This is a genomic window from Pseudomonas sp. ANT_H12B (assembly GCF_008369325.1).
In the GTDB taxonomy this organism is placed as follows: domain Bacteria; phylum Pseudomonadota; class Gammaproteobacteria; order Pseudomonadales; family Pseudomonadaceae; genus Aquipseudomonas.
This window is the reverse complement of sequence record NZ_VOBI01000004.1, coordinates 20,517-37,765: the sequence shown is the minus strand read 5'-3', so window position 1 is coordinate 37,765 and position 17,249 is coordinate 20,517. Positions and strand designations below refer to the sequence as shown.

At 60.9% G+C, this 17,249-nt stretch carries 19 protein-coding genes; 12 read left to right on the top strand and 7 right to left on the bottom strand.

Going from position 1 to position 17,249, the window contains the following annotated elements; translation table 11 throughout:
• The first annotated feature begins 9 nt into the window (after window positions 1–9).
• From FQ185_RS07680 to FQ185_RS07625, 12 genes are all read left to right on the top strand, one after another.
• Complete coding sequence (locus tag FQ185_RS07680) at window positions 10–369, top strand: IacB protein (protein ID WP_138965562.1); 360 nt, start codon at window positions 10–12, stop codon at window positions 367–369.
• A gap of 16 nt (window positions 370–385) precedes the next feature.
• The gene (locus FQ185_RS07675) at window positions 386–916 is read left to right on the top strand and encodes a nuclear transport factor 2 family protein (RefSeq protein ID WP_149416992.1); all 531 of its coding nucleotides are present in this window, start codon (window positions 386–388) and stop codon (window positions 914–916) included.
• A gap of 47 nt (window positions 917–963) precedes the next feature.
• Complete coding sequence (locus FQ185_RS07670; protein ID WP_149416991.1) at window positions 964–2,238, top strand: Rieske 2Fe-2S domain-containing protein; 1,275 nt, start codon at window positions 964–966, stop codon at window positions 2,236–2,238.
• 15 nt (window positions 2,239–2,253) lie between these two features.
• Complete coding sequence (locus FQ185_RS07665) at window positions 2,254–2,733, top strand: aromatic-ring-hydroxylating dioxygenase subunit beta (protein ID WP_149416990.1); 480 nt, start codon at window positions 2,254–2,256, stop codon at window positions 2,731–2,733.
• 10 nt (window positions 2,734–2,743) lie between these two features.
• On the top strand, window positions 2,744–3,484 hold the full coding sequence (locus FQ185_RS07660; RefSeq protein ID WP_149416989.1) for an SDR family NAD(P)-dependent oxidoreductase: 741 nt from the start codon (window positions 2,744–2,746) through the stop codon (window positions 3,482–3,484).
• A gap of 79 nt (window positions 3,485–3,563) precedes the next feature.
• A complete protein-coding gene (locus FQ185_RS07655; RefSeq protein WP_149416988.1) occupies window positions 3,564–4,523 on the top strand; it encodes a PDR/VanB family oxidoreductase in 960 nt (319 codons plus the stop codon).
• 19 nt (window positions 4,524–4,542) lie between these two features.
• Complete coding sequence (locus FQ185_RS07650) at window positions 4,543–5,043, top strand: flavin reductase (RefSeq protein WP_149416987.1); 501 nt, start codon at window positions 4,543–4,545, stop codon at window positions 5,041–5,043.
• A 229-nt stretch (window positions 5,044–5,272) separates the two neighbouring features.
• Entirely contained in the window at window positions 5,273–6,550 is a 1,278-nt protein-coding gene (locus FQ185_RS07645; RefSeq protein WP_149416986.1) for an OprD family porin, read from the top strand.
• A 141-nt stretch (window positions 6,551–6,691) separates the two neighbouring features.
• The gene (locus FQ185_RS07640) at window positions 6,692–7,873 is read left to right on the top strand and encodes an alpha-hydroxy acid oxidase (RefSeq protein WP_149416985.1); all 1,182 of its coding nucleotides are present in this window, start codon (window positions 6,692–6,694) and stop codon (window positions 7,871–7,873) included.
• Window positions 7,874–8,090: 217 nt separating this feature from the next.
• A complete protein-coding gene (locus tag FQ185_RS07635) occupies window positions 8,091–9,197 on the top strand; it encodes an NAD/NADP-dependent octopine/nopaline dehydrogenase family protein (protein WP_149416984.1) in 1,107 nt (368 codons plus the stop codon).
• The gene (locus FQ185_RS07630) at window positions 9,194–10,192 is read left to right on the top strand and encodes a 3-hydroxybutyryl-CoA dehydrogenase (protein WP_149416983.1); all 999 of its coding nucleotides are present in this window, start codon (window positions 9,194–9,196) and stop codon (window positions 10,190–10,192) included. The genes FQ185_RS07635 and FQ185_RS07630 overlap by 4 nt, the downstream gene beginning before the upstream one ends.
• 133 nt (window positions 10,193–10,325) lie before the next feature.
• Window positions 10,326–10,949 (top strand): NIPSNAP family protein, encoded by a 624-nt coding sequence (locus FQ185_RS07625; protein ID WP_149416982.1) that lies wholly within the window; start codon window positions 10,326–10,328, stop codon window positions 10,947–10,949.
• Between the two features lie 59 nt (window positions 10,950–11,008).
• On the opposite strand, the gene FQ185_RS07620 is transcribed toward FQ185_RS07625, so the two are convergent.
• The 7 genes from FQ185_RS07620 to antB all read right to left on the bottom strand — a co-directional run bounded on the left by FQ185_RS07620 (window position 11,009) and on the right by antB (window position 17,249).
• Window positions 11,009–11,695: an ABC transporter ATP-binding protein gene (locus tag FQ185_RS07620; protein ID WP_149416981.1), complete on the bottom strand. Its 687-nt coding sequence runs from the start codon at window positions 11,693–11,695 to the stop codon at window positions 11,009–11,011.
• Window positions 11,688–12,437, bottom strand: coding sequence for an ABC transporter ATP-binding protein (locus FQ185_RS07615; RefSeq protein ID WP_149416980.1), 750 nt, complete (start codon window positions 12,435–12,437; stop codon window positions 11,688–11,690). The genes FQ185_RS07620 and FQ185_RS07615 overlap by 8 nt, the downstream gene beginning before the upstream one ends.
• Window positions 12,434–13,459, bottom strand: coding sequence for a branched-chain amino acid ABC transporter permease (locus tag FQ185_RS07610; protein WP_149416979.1), 1,026 nt, complete (start codon window positions 13,457–13,459; stop codon window positions 12,434–12,436). Before FQ185_RS07610 ends, FQ185_RS07615 begins: the two co-directional genes overlap by 4 nt.
• Window positions 13,460–13,469: 10 nt before the next feature.
• Window positions 13,470–14,381: a branched-chain amino acid ABC transporter permease gene (locus FQ185_RS07605; protein ID WP_149416978.1), complete on the bottom strand. Its 912-nt coding sequence runs from the start codon at window positions 14,379–14,381 to the stop codon at window positions 13,470–13,472.
• A 64-nt stretch (window positions 14,382–14,445) separates the two neighbouring features.
• Complete coding sequence (locus FQ185_RS07600) at window positions 14,446–15,606, bottom strand: ABC transporter substrate-binding protein (protein ID WP_149416977.1); 1,161 nt, start codon at window positions 15,604–15,606, stop codon at window positions 14,446–14,448.
• 107 nt (window positions 15,607–15,713) lie between these two features.
• Entirely contained in the window at window positions 15,714–16,739 is a 1,026-nt protein-coding gene (antC, locus tag FQ185_RS07595; protein WP_149416976.1) for an anthranilate 1,2-dioxygenase electron transfer component AntC, read from the bottom strand.
• Between the two features lie 18 nt (window positions 16,740–16,757).
• On the bottom strand, window positions 16,758–17,249 hold the full coding sequence (antB, locus tag FQ185_RS07590) for an anthranilate 1,2-dioxygenase small subunit (protein ID WP_084377596.1): 492 nt from the start codon (window positions 17,247–17,249) through the stop codon (window positions 16,758–16,760).

The following is a 17,249-nucleotide window of genomic DNA, read 5'->3' as shown; positions in this document are numbered from 1 at the left end:
GTGAACCCCATGACCGATAAAAAAGCGCTGCGAGTCCTGTTCTGCATTGGCATCAACCAAAACTTTTTCGATGCTCCGCGCCCCGAAGCGCTGGAAGTCTGGGCCGCGTTCGGCGCCATGTGGAACGGCATCGCCGACCTGCCGGGCGTCACTGTGCTGGGCAACATGGACGACGATCAGAGCATGGTTGGCCCGTCCGCTGGCTGGCCCTGGACCACTTATCTGCTGGCCGATGTGCCAGATATCGAAACCGTCCACGCCGCGTGCAATCTGTTTCGCACCACGGAAGTCGGCGATGGCCCTTACAAACTCTGGAAGTACTGCAAGGTCGAGGCCCGTACCGGTCGCGAACTGATCATCCAGCGCTGAGTCGAGAGAAGTCGCCATGTCATCACAAGAGCATTTGCGCGCACTGGAGCAGCGGCTCGAGCAGCTGGAAAGCGAGAACGCGATCCGCGCCTGCATGAACCGCTACATGTTCCTGTGCGACGAGCTGGGCGTGGATTCCCCGCTCGACGAACTGGCCGGATTGTTCACCGTCGAGGCGGTCTGGGAAGGCAAGGGAGCCAAGTACCAGAACAGCTTCGGCGGTTACCGCGGGCGCGCAGCGATCAAAGCGATGTTTGCGACCTACATGATCGAACCGGCGCACTTTTCGCTGAACGTGCACTTCCTGACCTCGGAACTGATCCGGGTCAGCGGCGATGTCGCGGATGCCAGTTGGGTGATGTTGCAGACCTCGACCTTTGCCTCGGGTGCCTCGCACCTCAACAGCGCCCGCCTGACCGTGCGGTTCGCCAGGGAGCAAGGGCAATGGTGCATGTCGCACTTCCAGACAGAGAACCTGTTCAGCCGTCCGGTGGACAGCTGGAACAGCGACGCACATTTGCCCGTACCCGGTAAATCCGGCGAGTAATACCCAGAATTATCAAAGTCGGCGGGCCACGCCGACGAGGAGTAATCGTGAATAACCTGATAAACACTGTAACGCTGGAAACCAGTCCGGCCGACCTGGTCTTGCATGACCGCGTCCACACTTCGCTGTACACCGACGCGAAGCTCTTTGACGAGGAGCTGGAGAAGATTTTCTACAGCACCTGGATCTGGGTTGCCCACGCCAGCGAGATTCCCGACTCCGGCAGCTACAAGAGCACCTACGTCGGCAAACAGCCGGTGATCGTCGTGCGTGACCGCAAGAAGGATGTGCACGTGCTGCTCAACCGCTGTCGCCATCGCGGCGCGACGGTGTGCGAGCACAAGAAGGGCAAGACCAACAGTTTCGTCTGCCCTTATCACGGCTGGAGCTATGCCCTGGATGGCAGCCTGCGCGGTGTGCCGCACCCGGAAAGCTACGCCGACTGCCTGGACAAGGCCGAACTGCCTTTGGTCAGCCTGCGTGTCGAAGAATACAACGGCATGATTTTCGCCACCTTCAAGGACGATATCGAGCCGCTGGTTGATTACCTCGGCCCGGCGAAAAAATGGATCGACCTGTTCATGAAGCAGGGCGCCGGCTACCCGGTCAAGGTGGGCGGCGAGCACCGCTTCCGCTTCCCTGGTAACTGGAAGATCCAGCTGGAAAACACCACCGACGCCTACCACTTCCCGCTGGTTCACAAGTCGTTCCTGTCGTCCGTGGATGAGCAGACCCTGGAATTGTTCGACTTCGTCAAAGGGCCGGGCTACGTCGAAGACCTCGGCAACGGCCACAGCGTGATGGTGATGATCCCCGACCTGGTCGATCTGGAAGCCAACCTCGACCTGCCAATCCCGGAGCGTTTCGAAGACCTGGCCGCGCAGTTGCGCGCCGAAGGCCAGGACGAAGCATCGGTCCGTCGCATCGTGCGTGCGGTCGGTGGTTCAGGCTTCAACCTCAACCTGTTCCCGAACATCGCCTGCTCCATGGCGTTCTTCCGGGTGCTGCAACCGATCGCGGTGAACGAAACCGAAATCCATCACGCCGTCATCACCATGGACGGTGGCCCGGCCGTGGCCAACCGTTATCGCCTGCGTCTGCATGAGCACTTCCAGGGGCCGATGGGTTTTGGCACTCCGGACGATTCCGAAGCCTGGGAGCGCGTACAGCGTGGCGCCAGTGCCGGCACCGATCTGTGGATCATGCTCAACCGCGGCTTGCCGGGTGAAAAGGAATCCGAAGACGGGCGGGTGAGCGATGTGAGCGCCGAGACCGGCATGCGCGCTGGTTACCAGCAGTGGAAAAAGATGATGTCGGCCTGAGTGACGGAGAACACCATGAACAACCTGCAATTGCTCAACCAAGTCAGCGCTTTCATTTGGCAGGAAGCGGACATGCTCGACCACGGCGATTTCGTCGAATGGCTCGATCTGTGGACCGAGAACGCGACCTACATCATCCCGATCGATCCGCTGGAAACCGACTTCGAGAACACCCTGAACTACGCCTACGACGACCACCACATGCGTCAGTTGCGTGTCACCCGTTTGACCAGCGGCGAATCGATTTCGACCACCCCGCGGGCGCGCACCGTGCGCAGTCAGTCGCGCTTTCGCGTGCTGTCGGATGAAGACGGGATTGTCACCGTGCGCTGTGCGCAGAACCTGCGCGAATTCCGCAAGGATGTGCTCAAGCAGTACACCGCCGATGTCACGTTTGAACTGGTGCGCAGCGACGACAGTTTCAAGATTCAGCGCAAGCTGATTCAACTGATCAACTCCACCGATACCCTCGCCGGTATCGGTTACATCCTCTGAGGACGTTGCCATGACACAGGTTGCATTGGTCACCGGCGCGGCCCAGGGGCTGGGCAAGAGCATCGCCGAACAACTGCTGAACGCCGGTTACCGGGTCGTGATCAGCGACCGTTCGCTGGAATCGGCACAGGCCACCGCCGCTGAACTCGACGCCACTGGCGAGCGGGTTCTGGCGCTCAAGCTCGACGTGTCGAGCAAGGCCGATTTCGAAGACGCTCTGGCGGCCGTCGTGGCGCATTGGGGCGGACTGCAGGTGGTGGTGAATAACGCCGCGATGACCATGACCACGCCGGTGATGCAGATCAGCCCGGAAGAGTTCGACCGTGTTGTGAGCGTCAACCAGCGCGGCACCTTTGTCGGCTGCCAGGTGTTCGGCAGCTATCTGGCGGCCCGGGGTTACGGGCGGATCATCAACATGGCCTCCCTGGCCGGGCAGAACGGTGGCACCGCGACCGGCGCGCATTACGCCGCGTCCAAGGGCGCCATCATCACCTTGACCAAGATCTTCGCCAAGGAACTGGCGGCGTCCGGTGTCACGGTCAACGCCATCGCACCGGGCCCTATCGAGTCGCCAGCGGTGCGCGCCGCCGTGCCACCCGAGCGCCTGGAAAAACTGATAGAGGCGATCCCGGTCAAGCAATTGGGTAACGCCGCGTTCATCGGCAAGCTGATCGTGCAGCTGGCCAGCGAAGATGCCTACTTCACCACCGGGGCGACCTGGGACGTGAACGGCGGGATCTTCATGCGCTGAGGCCACGGTTACACGGTTTGAAAAAGCAGCCGGGGGTGCCCAGATGCGCCTCCTTACAACGAAATCGGGATGGTCCTGTATGAGCGATCAATTATTGAAAGTCGTCGTGCGCAAACGCGAAGAGCAGGGCGAAGGTGTTGTCGTACTGGATCTGAGTGATCCGACGGGACAGCCTTTGCCCGCCTTCGAGGCGGGTGCGCATGTCGATATCCACCTCAAGACCGGTCTGGTTCGCCAGTATTCGCTGTGCGGTGATCCGGCTAACGCCGGCGCCTATCGCTTGGGCGTACTCAAGGATCCGGCCTCGCGGGGCGGTTCGGTGGCGGTGCATGAACTGCTGCAAGAAGGTCGCGAAATCGAGATCAGCCTGCCGCGCAATCACTTTCCGCTGGCCAGCGATGCCAAGCGCTCGATCCTGATCGGCGGCGGTATCGGCGTCACCCCGATGGTCGCCATGGCCTACGCGCTGAATGCGCGCGACAGCGATTTCGAACTGCATTATTGCGGTCGTTCGCGTAGCCGCAGCGCCTTTCTCGAGGAGCTGGGTAACGCTGCGTTTGCGTCGCGGTTGAACACCCACTTTGACGACGAAGCCGCCGAACAGAAACTCGACCTGCCAAACGTGCTGGGCACTCCACAAGCCGGCGTACACGTGTATGTCTGCGGGCCGGCCGGTTTCATGGACTGGGTCATTGCCCAGGCCCTGGAAGCGGGGTACGCCGACGATCATGTGCACCGGGAATACTTCCAGGTCGAAGTCGACGCCTCCGGTGTCGGTTTCGAAGTGGTCGCCCAGCGCAGCGGCAAAACGGTGCAGGTTGCCGAGGGCCAGAGCATCGTCGATGCACTGACAGCCGTGGGCATCAAGATTGAAGTGTCCTGTGAGCAAGGCGTTTGCGGCACGTGCTTGTGCGACGTTATCGAAGGCGAACCGGATCATCGCGACGTCTATCTCACGGATGACGAAAAGTCCGCCAATGACCAGATTCTGGTGTGCTGTTCCCGGGCCAAGTCCAAGAAACTGGTGCTGGATATTTGATAGACCGGAGGGTAAGACCATGGTCGATACAACTGGATTTCGTAACTCAATGGCAATGCTTGGTGGCGCAGTCTCGGTCATCACCACCGATGGCCCCGCGGGGCGTTTCGGCTTTACCGCTTCGGCGGTGTGCAGTGTGACCGACCAGCCGCCGACGCTGTTGGTGTGCATGAATCGCTCGTCGTTTTCCAACATGCATTTCAAGAGCAACGGCGTGTTGAGCGTGAACGTGCTGACCCCGGGTCATCAGGAGGTATCGGGGGCGTTCTCCAACCGTAACCTCGATACCGAGCAGCGTTTTTCCTGCGCATCCTGGAGCACTCTGGAAAGCGGTGCGCCGCTGCTCGATGAATCACTGGTGAGTTTCGACTGCCGAATCGCCCAGGCTCATGAAGTCGGATCGCACACGATTTTCTATTGCGAAGTGTTGGGTATCCGCAATGGCGAAAGCCAAGAAGGCCTGGTGTATTTCAATCGCGCCTACCACTGCTTGGGAGATGCCTCAAAAGCAACTTCCTGATATTGTTTCAACCCGAGGATAACGATAAGACTTTCCGTAATCGTTGAGTGTTTAAAATAACTATAAAGCGGTTGTCGCTGTTTTGGCGAATGGCTGTGTTACGACTTTTTTGCAGTAAGTGGTTATAAAAACAATACTGTGGATTGACTGCCAAAGTTGCACTTTTGCTGAATTGATCTGCTTCCACTAGTCGTGCCTTTGTGCATGTAAAAAAGAGAAGGAAAGTTTGATGTTTCAGAAGAGCTGGGTAAGCCGTGGCGTCACCGCTGCGGCCGTGATGGGGATCTTCACACCGATGGTTGCGCACGCCGACTTCGTAGACGACAGCCAAGTCAGTCTGGGGATGCGCAACTTCTATATCGACCGCGATTTCAAACAACACGACGCGCCGCAATCAAGGATCGGCAGTTGGACCCAAGGTTTCGATTTTCGCGCTATCTCGGGTTACACCGAAGGCACGCTGCAGTTTGGCCTGGACCTTTCGGCGCAGTATGCCTATCGCCTGGACGGCGGCGGTGGCCGGGGGCCCGACACGATCATCCCGTACGACACCAGCAAGGGTGAGCAAGTGCGCGACTATGGCCGTGCAGCGCTCACCGGGAAAGTTCGTTACAACAAGACCGAACTGAAGATCGGTGAACTTCGTCCGACGTTGCCGGTGGCTTACATGGACGATTCGCGGCAACTGATCACCACTTACCACGGTGTGCAGCTCGAGTCCAAAGAGGTGGCTAATCTGACGCTGACTGGTGGCCGTTTTACCGAAATCAGTTCTCGGGAATCTTCCAATACCGAGAAGATGTACTTGTTCAATGGTCCCAACGTTAAACGCCGCAGTGACGGTTTGAACTTCGGTGGTGCCACGTATGCGTTTACGCCGAACTTGTCCGGTACGTATTTCTTCGGTCAGCTGGAAGATATCTATAAGCAACACTATCTGGGCTTGACCTACAACCATGATCTGGGCGCCGGTTACGGTTTGAAGACCGACCTCCGTTACTTCAATAACAGCGAAGACGGCAAGGCGCTGTACGGCGACATTGACAACAAGTCCTACGGGGTCATGACGACCCTGAAAAAGGGCGCCCATGCCTTCGGTGTCGGCTATCAGCGCATGCTCGGCGAAACGACATTCCCGACGCTCAACGGCTATGCGCCGCAACCTTACCTGGTGAACTGGTCGACGGTGGCGTTCGTCAAACCGAACGAAAGCTCCTGGCAACTGCGTTATGACTACAACTTCGCGGGCATCGGTTTGCCGGGGCTGAAACTGATGACGCGCTACATGCGCGGCACGGGTGTCGACCGGGGCAACAATGCCCTTGACCAGAACGTCGAAAGTGAACGCAACATCGTACTCGGCTATGTGGTGCAAAGCGGGCCGCTCAAGGACGTCGGTTTCGAATGGCGTCGCATCGACGTCAAGACGCGCTTTGGCAATGGCAGTGCGTCGGGTGCGGATTATCAGGAAAACCGCTTGGTCACTACCTACACCTGGAAGTTCTGAAATCCCCCCGGGAGTCGTTCGCGGCTTCCGGGTCTGCCCGCGCATCCGTGTACTTTTTTAACGCTGGTTTGTCTTCGCCCGGATCGCTCCTCCCGGGTTTTTTTTCGCAGCGGTTTTTATCCCACCCTTCAAGGACTGCTTATGCGCCGTTTCTATACCGGCTCCGACTTGAATCGTGTTCACAGCATTGCCGAACTGGCCGACATGGCCCGGCGACGATTGCCTTACTTCGTCTGGGAATACCTCAGCGGCGGTGCGGAGGTCGAACTGACGCTCAAGGATAATCTCGACGCGTTCAGTGCATATGGCCTGCACGCCAGGGCCATGGTGCCGTGCCATGCTCCCGATACTTCTCGTGCCTTGCTCGGCCGGGTGCTGCCAATGCCGATGCTGATCGGGCCGACGGGCTACAACGGCCTGCTGCACCGCGATGCCGACATTCACTTGGCCCGGGCTGCGACTGCGCGTGGCTTGCCCTTCAGCCTGAGTACTGCGTCCAACACTTCACTTGAAGACCTTGTCGCGGCGGCGCCTGGGGTCGAACTGTGGTTTCAGTTGTACGCCATGCGCGACCCTCGGGTGCAAAACGACTTGCTGCAACGGGCCGCCGCCGTAGGTTGCCGGACCCTGGTGTTGACCTGTGATGCGATGGTGCTGGGCAATCGCGAATGGGACCGGCGCAGTTACGCCAGGCCGCGACAGTTGGCTTGGCGCAACAAGTTCGACGTGGTCCGCCACCCGCGTTGGCTCAAGCAGGTGATGTGGCCCTCGGGTCTGCCCGGCATGGGCAACCTCGAACCTTACTTGCCGCCGAGCGAGCGTAATCCTCTGGGGTCGATGGCGTTTATCGGTAAGCAGATGGACACCTTGCTCGACTGGGACATGCTGGCGCGTTTGCGTGACCAATGGGGCGAGCGACTATTGCTCAAGGGCGTGTTGCATCCGGCGGATGTGGCGCGTGCCATCGCCTTGGGGCTCGATGGGGTGGTGGTGTCCAACCACGGCGGCCGTCAATTGGACGGTGCCCTCGGCAGCCTCGACGCACTGGCGGCCATCGCCCCCCAGGCGAAGGGCAAACTCAGCCTGCTGCTCGATGGCGGGATCCGGCGTGGCAGCGATATCGTCAAAGCGCTCGCCCTTGGCGCCGATGCCGTGCTGCTGGGCCGGTCCACCCTGTACGGCGTGGCGGTGGCGGGTGAAGCGGGTGTTGGTCGGGCGCTGGACCTGCTGACGGATGAACTGGCGCGGACCATGAATCTGATGGGCTGCACCCACCTCAACTATCTTGACCGCGACAGCGTGTTCCCGCGTCGACACGCCTGACCCATTGTGGGAGCAAGCCCGCTCGCGGAAGCGGAGTGTCAGGCGATGTAAATGTTGAATGTGCCGGCCCCTTCGCGAGCAGGCTCGGTCCCACAAGGATTGTGGCCGCACACGACCAGGTTATTGCGTTGCAGAATCGGAATGACAGTTGCGTGTTTCGGGCAGTAGGGCGCCGGAGCCGTTGCTAGGATCGAGGCTCTTCTACAGGAGTGCATTCATGAATATCAGTGTTATCGGCGGCGGTCACGGTTGCTATGCGGCAGCGATGGAGCTGGCGGAAAAAGGCCATTCAGTGCGTCTGTGGCGCCGGGACAGTGCTGCGCTGGAAAAACTGCAAGGCCTCGGTCATCTGGTGGTGCGCGACTTTCGTGGCGAACGTCAGCTGAGCCTGGGACAGCCCGGTGATGCGCTGACCTTGACGACGGACCTGGCACAGGCGGTGGCCGATGCGCAGTTGTTGGTCATTGCCTTGCCGTCGACATCCCACGAAGCCCTTGCCACCGAACTGGCACCGCTGTTGCGCGACGGGCAAGTGGTGTTCCTGCCGCCGGGTACCTTCGGCAGCCTGGTGTTCGCCCAGGCGATGGCGAAGGAGGGGAACCGCAGCGAGGTGGCGTTCGCCGAAACCGGCACCTTGCCCTATCTGGCGCGCAAGCATGGCGACAATCAGGTAGTGATCAGCGGTTATGCGACCCGTCTGCCGACCGGGGTTTTTCCGAGTCGGTTGAGCGAGTCGGCGTTCGCCGTACTGCGCGAGGCTTACCCCAGCGTCGAACCCATCGAGGATGCCCTCAGTGGCGCACTGATGAACGCCGGGCCGATCATTCATCCACCGCTGATCCTGATGAATGCCGGTCCCCTCGAACATTTCGACACCTGGGACATTCACAACGAAGGCACGGTGCCTTCGATTCGCCGCGTGACCAATGCCCTCGACGCCGAGCGTATCGCCATTCGTGAAGCGCTGGGCTATGGCGCGCCGCATTTCCCTCTGGCCGATCACTACGCCAGCGACGGCGATGAGTGGATGTATGGTCGCGGCGCCCACGGCAAACTGACCGACAGCGGCGACTGGCGTGAAGACATTGACCTGCAAAAGCACCGCTACATGCTCGAAGACACACGACTGGGCTTGTCGTTTCTGGTGTCGGTCGGGCGCTGGGCCGGCGTGCCGACGCCGGTTGCGCAAGGCTTGTTGAGCCTGGCCACGGTGGTCAGTGGCATTGACCTGTATGCCCAGGGTCGGACGTTGGAAAACCTCGGGCTGGATCAACTGAGTCGCAGCGAAATGGCGCAGTGCCTGAACCAGGGATTGCAGGCATGAGCGCCGATCTGCAGCGTATCTGCATCGTCGGCGCCGGGCGTATGGGCGAGGGCATTGCCCTGGCGTTCATGTTCGCCGGATTGCCGGTGACCCTGATCGATATCAAGCAACGCGATGAGACGACGCAGGACCGCTACTTCCGACAGATCGAGGGCCATTTGCAAGGCGAACTGGCGACACTTGTGCGCTTGGGATCACTCGAACCGGCGCAAGCCGAGCACGCGATGAGTCATTTACACCTGAGTGACCGCGAGGGCAGCGGCGGCGATTTGCAAAGCGCCGCCGTCGTGTTTGAAGCGGTGCCTGAAGTGCTTGAGCTCAAGGCCCAGACTTTCGCCTGGCTGAGTGCGGTGTGCGCCGATGAAACGGTGATTGCATCGACCACGTCGACCTTCCTGGTGACGCAGTTGGCGGCGTTGGTCACGCACCCGCAACGCTTCGTCAATGCCCATTGGCTGAACCCGGCGTTCCTGATGCCGCTGGTCGAAGTCAGCCGCAGCGAAGACACCTGCCCGCAGGTGGTGCAACGCCTGATGGCATTGCTCAAGCGAATCGGCAAAGTGCCCGTGCAATGCTCCCCGGCAGCCGGTTACATCGTGCCAAGAATCCAGGCGCTGGCGATGAATGAAGCGGCACGAATGGTCGAGGAGGGGGTGGCCAGCGCCGAGGATATCGACACCGCAATTCGCGTCGGTTTCGGTCTACGTTTCTCCGTGCTGGGAATGCTCGAGTTTATCGACTGGGGCGGCGGCGACATTCTGTTTTATGCCTCGCATTACCTGGCTGAAGCCATCGATCCACGCTTCCTGCCGCCCAAGGTCATTGCCGAGAATATGGCCCAGGGGCGCAACGGACTGCGCGAAGGTCAGGGATTTTATGATTACCAGGACGTTGACCTGGAGGCCTACAAACTGCAAAGGCTGGGTGAGTTCACCCGCAAGCTCGAGTTGATGGGGTTATCGCCGGTTTTTAACGGTGGCGTGGCAACGTCCTGAGCGTGGAGCTGACGTGTGATAGCGACAGCTTCACGGCCTGGTTACATGACCGGCGCGCTGCAACGGCTGCGCCGGTTCTTTGTCGTGGATGAAAGTCATCCACGCACTTGTCTGGTCCTGAATCGAGGTTGTCATGAAGCTGTACGAATTGATCACGTTCACCGTGCGTGTGCGCACTGTCGCCACCGCCATGGATTGTCTGGAGCAGCGCCTGGCCACAGATGACGCCTGCGTGAAATTGATGGGTTGCTGGGCGTCGGAGATCGGCCCGCTGAACCAGATCGCGGTGTTGCGCGGTTTTGCCGACGAGGCATCTCGCCAGATTGAGCGCGAACGTTATCTGTCGAGTGCCGATGCGTTTGGCATCGAGGCGTATCTGACGGACATGCGTGTGGAAAACTACACGCTGTTTCCCTTTATCCAGCCGCTACCTGCCGGGCGATACGGGCCGTTCTACGAACTTCGCGTCTACGACCTGGTGTCATCGGGGCTGGCACCCACGCTCAAGGGCTGGAAAAAAGCCGTAGGGCCAAGAACCGGCGCGCAATACTCCCCGGTGTATGCGGCTTTCTACGCCACCGACGGTCAGTTGCCGCGTTACCTGCACATCTGGCCCTACGCCTCGCTCGAACAACGCTTGGACGTGCGCACCCGCGCCGTGCAGGACGGCGTCTGGCCGCCGGAAAACTCGGGCCCGCAACTGCGCGACATGCATTCGACGATCTACCTGCCGGCGAGCTTTTCGCCGCTGCAATAAAGCGACCGGGGCACCCTTGAACAAGCCCGTTCCCCCGAAGGGGGCCTGCAGCCAATGATTCAGACCCCCAGGTAACGCCGGGACAATTCCGGCGTTTCGGCCAGTTGCGCCGGGGTTCCGTTCCACACCTGTCGGCCCTTTTCGATGATGTGATGGCAGTCGACCACCCGCGCCATTTCCTTGAGGTTCTTGTCGATGACCAGAATCGTCTCGCCCTCGGCTTTCAAGTTCGCCAGGCAACTCCAGATGGTTTCGCGAATGATCGGCGCGAGGCCTTCGGTGGCCTCGTCGAGAATCAGCAATTGCGGGTTGGTCAGCAGGGCGCGGGCGACCACCATCATCTGCTGTTCACCGCCGGAGAGGGTTTTTGACAACTGGTCCTGGCGTTCCTGCAAGCGTGGAAACAACTGGTAGATCCGTGCCAGGTCCCACTTGCCCCGGGTCGCGGTGGCCAGCAGGTTTTCCCGCACACTCAGGCTGCCAAAGCCGCGCCGGCCTTCGGGCACTAATCCCAGCCCTGCCTGGGCGATGCGGTAGGGTGGCGCGCCACGCATTTCCCGACCGTGGATCAAGACGCTGCCGGCGGTGGGTTTGAGCAGACCCATGATCGATTTGATCGTGGTGGTCTTGCCCATGCCGTTGCGCCCGATCAGCGATACCACCTGGCCCTGTTCGATCTTCAAGTGCATGTCGAACAGCACTTGGCTCAGGCCGTAGCCGGCCTGTAATCCACTGACTTCAAGCATGTTCTTCTCCCAGGTAGGCGGCGCGTACTTGCGGGTCGTTGCGAATCTGCTCGACGCTGCCGGTCAGGATGGTCTGGCCGTAGACCAGCACGGTAATGCGGTCGGCCAGGGCGAACACGGCGTCCATGTCGTGCTCTACCAGCAGGATCGCGTAGCGGCCCTTGAGTTCGAGCAACAATTGCGTCATGCGCGCCGATTCCTCCGCACCCATTCCAGCCATCGGCTCGTCGAGCAACAGCACCGAAGCTTCCTGGGCCAGGGCCAGGGCGATTTCCAGCTGCCGCCGTTCGCCGTGGGACAACTCGCTGACCAAGGCCTGGCCGCGTGCCGCGAGTCCGACACGTTGCAGATAGTCAGCCGCCGGGTCCAGCAGGCGGCGGTCACTGGTCAGGGGTTTCCACATGCCGAAGGTCTGACCCTCCCGGGCGGCGATCGCGACGGCGACGTTTTCCAGCAGGGTGAACTCCGGATACAGCTGACTGACCTGGAAGGCCCGCGCCAGGCCGAGGCGAGGGCGCTGATGGGCGGGCACGTCGGTGATGTCCTGGCCGTTGAGGAAGATTCGCCCCTTGTCCGGGCGGATCTCCCCGGCGATCTGCGAAATCAGTGTCGACTTGCCGGCGCCGTTGGGGCCGATGATGGCGTGCAGTTCCCCCGGGGCGATATCGAAGCTTGCACCGTTGGTGGCCTTGACCGCGCCAAAGGTTTTATGCAGATCCTGGATCGACAATTGCGGGTTCATGAACGTGCCTCGCTGCTGACGATGACGGGCGGTTTTTCCGGCGCCGGGGCCTTGCGCCAGCGGGGCCACGGACTGAGCAGCAGGCCGTACAAACCTTTTTTGCCGAACAGCACCACCACCAGCAGCAACGGGCCGAAGATCAACAGCCAGTGCTCGGTCCACAGGCTCAACACCTGCTCCAGTCCCAGGTATACCGCCGCGCCGAGTATCGGCCCGAGCAGGGTGCCAACACCGCCGAGAATGACCATCGCCATCAACTCGCCGGACTTGTGCCAGGCGCCCATGTCCGGGCTGACGAACATGGCGTAGTTGGCCCACAAGATCCCGGCCAGTCCGCCGCCGACCCCGGCGATGACGAAGGCGCTCAGCCGGTAGCGCAACGGGTGCAAACCCAGGCTGATGCTGCGCCGTTCGCTTTGCTTGAGGCCGCGCAGGACATAGCCGAAGCGCGAGTTGACCAGCCGCCGGCAGAACAGCAGCCACGCCACCAGCAGCCCCAGGCATAGGTAGTAGAACTGCACCGGATTTTCCATATCCAGCCCCGGTAGCGTATTGCGTTCGTTGAGCAGGATGCCGTCATCACCGCCATACAGCGACAGTGAGCTGAGGACGAAATACAGCATCTGGCCGAACGCCAGGGTAATCATGATGAACTGCACGCCGCTGGTGCGCAGTGACAGATAGCCGACCACTGCGGCAAACAGCGCGCAGACCAGCAGCGACAGCGGCCAGACGATCAGCGCGCTGCTGGAGCCATCCCAGCCCCACAACGGCATGGCCTGGGAGGTGTGAAAACCGATGACGCCGACCATGTAGCCGCCAAGGCCAAAGAACGCCGCATGACCGAAGCTGATCATCGCGCCATAGCCGATCAGCAGGTCCAGGCTGGCCGCGGCCATACCGTAGATCGCCAGGCGCGTGAACAGGCTGACCAGAAAGGGTTCGTGCAACAGCGATGCAAGCAGCGGCAGGAGGGCGAACGTCGCCAGGCAGAGCAGATCGATAAGGACTCGACGGGACATGTAGTTCTCCTCAGGCGCGGGCGGGTAACAGGCCGCGTGGACGGACCAGCAGGACGACGGCCATGACGATGTAGGCGCTGGCGGAAATCAGTCCGCCACTTAAGGTGCCGCTGACTTCGGCGGGTAACAGTTGGTCAAGCAATTGCGGGATATAGGCGCGCCCCAGGCCGTCGACCATGCCGATCAGCAGGGCACCGGCGAGCGCGCCGCGCACCGAGCCGACGCCGCCGACAACGATGACCACGAACGTGGTGATCAGGACCTTTTCGCCCATGCCGATTTCCACCGACAGCAGCGGGGCCGCCATGAAACCGGCGAGTCCGCAGAGTACACAGCCAAAGACGAAAACCAGGGTGTAGAGGCGTGCGATGTTCACGCCCAGTGCGCCGACCATCTCGTGGTCGTCGGCGCCGGCACGGATCAGCATTCCCAGGCGGGTGTGGTTGATCAGCAGCCACATGGCAATCGCCACCAGTGCTCCGGCGGCGATGAACAGCAAGCGACTGACCGGGTACATCAACCCCGGCAGGACTTCGACGAAGGTGCCATACCACTCGGGTGTCGGCATGGCGGGCGGGCTGCGGCCGAACAGCACCGTGATCAGCTCGTTGGTGAAAAACACCACGGCCAGGGTGGCCAGTACCTGGTCGAGGTGATCGCGGCTGTAGAGCCGGCGCATGATGCTGGTTTCAATCAGCAGCCCGTACAGCGCGGAGCCGACCACCGCGGCCAGCCCGGCGAGCCAGAACGAGCCGCTGAGCGACGCGGTGTAGGCGGCGCAGAAGGCCCCGACCATGTAAAAGGCGCCATGGGCCAGGTTGATGACGCCCATGATGCCGAAGATCAGCGTCAGGCCGGAGGCGAGCAAAAACAGCAAGGCGCTGTATTGCAAACCGTTAAGAATTTGTTCGAGTAGCAGCATGCTGGGGAGTCCTACGAAAAGTGCCGGCCGCTGACGCAGCCAGGCACGAGACCGAGCGGTCGGATCACAGGGCGCATTCGGCGGCGAAACTGTCCACTTGCGATTTGGCGATGGTCTTCACCGGCACCTGGACCAGCTTGCCGTTGGCGTCGGCTTCTACGCGTAGCAAATACCAGTCGATGACCGCATGCTGGTTCTTGCCGAAGGCGAAATCGCCACGGATCGAGTCGAACTTGACGTTGCGCAGGGCGTTGCGAAACGCCTCGGGGTCTTTCATGTTGCCGTCCACGCTCTTGAGTGCAGCCCCGATCAGCCGCGCCGTGTCATAGGTCTGAGCGGCATACACCGTCGGCACGCGTTTGTATTTTTCGCTGAACGCTTTGACGAACGCCTGATTGGCCGGGTTGTTCGACTGAGGGTTCCACAGGGTCACGATGTTCATGCCTTTGGCGACATCGCCGGTGGCGGCGAGCATGCGTTCGTCCATGGAGAACACGGGCACCACCATCGGGATGGTTTTGCCCAGGCCCGAGCTGCCGTATTGCTTGGCGAAGTTGATGCCGGCACCGCCGGGATGGAACTCGAAAATCGCATCCGGCGCCAGAGAGCGCACCCGTGCCAGCTCAACCGAGAAGTCCAGTTGGTTGAGCTTGGTGTAGATCTCGGTGACCTCACCTTTGTAAGTGCGCTTGAAGCCTTCCAGCGCATCGCGCCCACCCTGATAGTTGGGGGCCAGGATGACCATCTTCTTGTAGCCCAGGTCGTTGGCCGCGACACCGGCCATTTCATGGATTGTGTCGTTCTGGTACGAGGCCACGAAGTAGTTGGGCTTGCACTGCTTGCCAGCCAGGCTCGAAGGGCCGGTATTGTTGCTGATGTAGAAGCCGTCCTTGGTCGCCGTGTTGACCACCGCCGCCAGCACATTGGAAAAGATCACCCCGGTGTACAGCGAAATGCCGTCCAGGCTCATGCGGTCGATGATCTGCTTGGCGCGCGCCGGTTGCAGTCCGTCGTCCTCGACCAGCAGGCTCACCGGCACACCGCCGAGCTTGCCGTCTTCCTGATCGATGGCCAGTTGGAAACCGTCGCGGGAGTCCTCACCCAGGTAACCGGCGGGGGTCGAGAGGGTGGTGATAAAACCGATGCGCACCGGGTCCTGGGCCTGGGCCAGCAGACTGGCCACGCAGCTGGCCGCCAGCAGTGTACCCACGAGTAGTTTTTTCATAGTGCCGCCTTTAGTGAAGTCCGCATCGCGCGTGACGTAGTTGTTAGTTGAGGGCAGTAAAAAATGTCCGGGTGCCTGGAAATTTGTTTTGGCTGTGGGTTCCAGTGTCAGGTGTTGCTTTCGGTGAATTTCTCGTAATGCAGGCGGGTCTGGTCCAGAGCCTGGACGGCCAGCCATTGCTTGATCGACTCGACCATGGGCGGCGGCCCGCAGAGGTACATGTCCAGGTCCAGGTCGCGAAACTCGGCAAGGTCGAAATGCTCGGTGATGTAACCGCGCTTGCCGCTCCAGTCCGGGGTCGGATCGCTGATGACCGCGGTGAAGCGAAAGCCGGGAATCCGCTCTGCGTAGGCCGCGATGCGCGCGGTTTCGCAAAGGTCGGCGGCGTTGCGCACGCCGTAGTACAGATGCACCGGATGCCCGCAACCACCACGCTCGGCGATCTCATCGAGCATGCCCAGGAACGCCGAGAGCCCGGTGCCGCCGGCGACAAACACCAATGGCTTGTCGACATGGCGCAGGTAAAAGGCGCCGAGGGGCGCTTCGAGCATGATCTCGTCGCCGATCAGGCTGCGCTCGCGGATGTAATTGCTCATCAGCCCGTCGGGCAGCAGCCGGATCAGAAACTGCAACTGGTTGCTGCTGTTGGGGCGGTTGGCGAATGAGTAAGAGCGCTTGCCTTCTGTGCCCGGCACTTGCAGCCGCGCGTACTGGCCGGGCAAAAAGTCCAGGTGCTGGCCATCGGCACCGGCGTCCAGGTGCAGGATCGCGGTGTTCGGCGACACCTGCTCGACGGCCCGCACGATGCCCTTGAGCCGATCCGGCCCCGAGGCATTGCACAGGCTGGACGCGAAATCGAAGTAGAACGCCGCGTCGGATTGGACCCGGGTCTGGCAGGTCAGCATTTTGCGCTGGCGCAGGTCGTCGGCCGACAGTGCTTCATCGTCGACATAGTCCTGGCTGTATTGTCCCGACTCGCAGCGACCCTGACATGTCCCGCACACGCCTTCCCGGCAGTCGAGCGGGATATCGATGCCGTTGCGCAGCGCCGCATCGAGCAGGATTTCATTGTTCTTTACCGGGAAGAACAAGGTTTTTCCATCGGCAAAACTGAACGCGACCTTGTGACTCATGATCCAGATTTCCGCCAGTCAGAGGTGATAGAAATCGAGCACCGAATTGATGGTGTCGTTGAGTAGCACCACATGCTTGCGGCTGATCTTCCAGCTCTCGCCATCGGGCCGTAGGCGGTAGGTGGCGCGGCCGAAGAACTGCTCGGCGGTTTGCAGGCGGTAGTAGAGGGTGTGCCAGTTAACCCGCACCTCCAGCTCGTCGTTGTCCAACGGAGCAATGCGCACATTGCTGATCAGGTGCAGGGTGCGCGGCATCGGGATGGTCGACGCGGCCTTGCCGGTGCGAATGCGGAACACCCGGTCCTCGAGGCCGCCACGGTTGGGGTAGTAGATCAGGGACATGCCTTTTTTCGGGTCGGTGGTGTAGACATGCTCCGAGTCCCATTGCGGCAGGTGGAACTCGCTGTCGTCGCTGAACATCGACAGGTACGTATCCCAGTCCTGAGCGTCGCAGGCTTCAGCGTTGCGGTAGAAGAATTGCTCGATGCGGTATTGCAGTTGCGAATTCAT

Coding starts and splice junctions, on each gene's coding strand:
- FQ185_RS07680 (WP_138965562.1), top strand. CDS start 10: ATGACCGATAAAAAAGCGCTGCGAGTCCTGTTCTGCATTGGCATCAAC.
- FQ185_RS07675 (WP_149416992.1), top strand. CDS start 386: ATGTCATCACAAGAGCATTTGCGCGCACTGGAGCAGCGGCTCGAGCAG.
- FQ185_RS07665 (WP_149416990.1), top strand. CDS start 2,254: ATGAACAACCTGCAATTGCTCAACCAAGTCAGCGCTTTCATTTGGCAG.
- FQ185_RS07660 (WP_149416989.1), top strand. CDS start 2,744: ATGACACAGGTTGCATTGGTCACCGGCGCGGCCCAGGGGCTGGGCAAG.
- FQ185_RS07655 (WP_149416988.1), top strand. CDS start 3,564: ATGAGCGATCAATTATTGAAAGTCGTCGTGCGCAAACGCGAAGAGCAG.
- FQ185_RS07650 (WP_149416987.1), top strand. CDS start 4,543: ATGGTCGATACAACTGGATTTCGTAACTCAATGGCAATGCTTGGTGGC.
- FQ185_RS07645 (WP_149416986.1), top strand. CDS start 5,273: ATGTTTCAGAAGAGCTGGGTAAGCCGTGGCGTCACCGCTGCGGCCGTG.
- FQ185_RS07640 (WP_149416985.1), top strand. CDS start 6,692: ATGCGCCGTTTCTATACCGGCTCCGACTTGAATCGTGTTCACAGCATT.
- FQ185_RS07635 (WP_149416984.1), top strand. CDS start 8,091: ATGAATATCAGTGTTATCGGCGGCGGTCACGGTTGCTATGCGGCAGCG.
- FQ185_RS07630 (WP_149416983.1), top strand. CDS start 9,194: ATGAGCGCCGATCTGCAGCGTATCTGCATCGTCGGCGCCGGGCGTATG.
- FQ185_RS07625 (WP_149416982.1), top strand. CDS start 10,326: ATGAAGCTGTACGAATTGATCACGTTCACCGTGCGTGTGCGCACTGTC.
- FQ185_RS07620 (WP_149416981.1), bottom strand. CDS start 11,695: ATGCTTGAAGTCAGTGGATTACAGGCCGGCTACGGCCTGAGCCAAGTG.
- FQ185_RS07615 (WP_149416980.1), bottom strand. CDS start 12,437: ATGAACCCGCAATTGTCGATCCAGGATCTGCATAAAACCTTTGGCGCG.
- FQ185_RS07610 (WP_149416979.1), bottom strand. CDS start 13,459: ATGTCCCGTCGAGTCCTTATCGATCTGCTCTGCCTGGCGACGTTCGCC.
- FQ185_RS07605 (WP_149416978.1), bottom strand. CDS start 14,381: ATGCTGCTACTCGAACAAATTCTTAACGGTTTGCAATACAGCGCCTTG.
- FQ185_RS07600 (WP_149416977.1), bottom strand. CDS start 15,606: ATGAAAAAACTACTCGTGGGTACACTGCTGGCGGCCAGCTGCGTGGCC.
- antC (WP_149416976.1), bottom strand. CDS start 16,739: ATGAGTCACAAGGTCGCGTTCAGTTTTGCCGATGGAAAAACCTTGTTC.
- antB (WP_084377596.1), bottom strand. CDS start 17,249: ATGAATTCGCAACTGCAATACCGCATCGAGCAATTCTTCTACCGCAAC.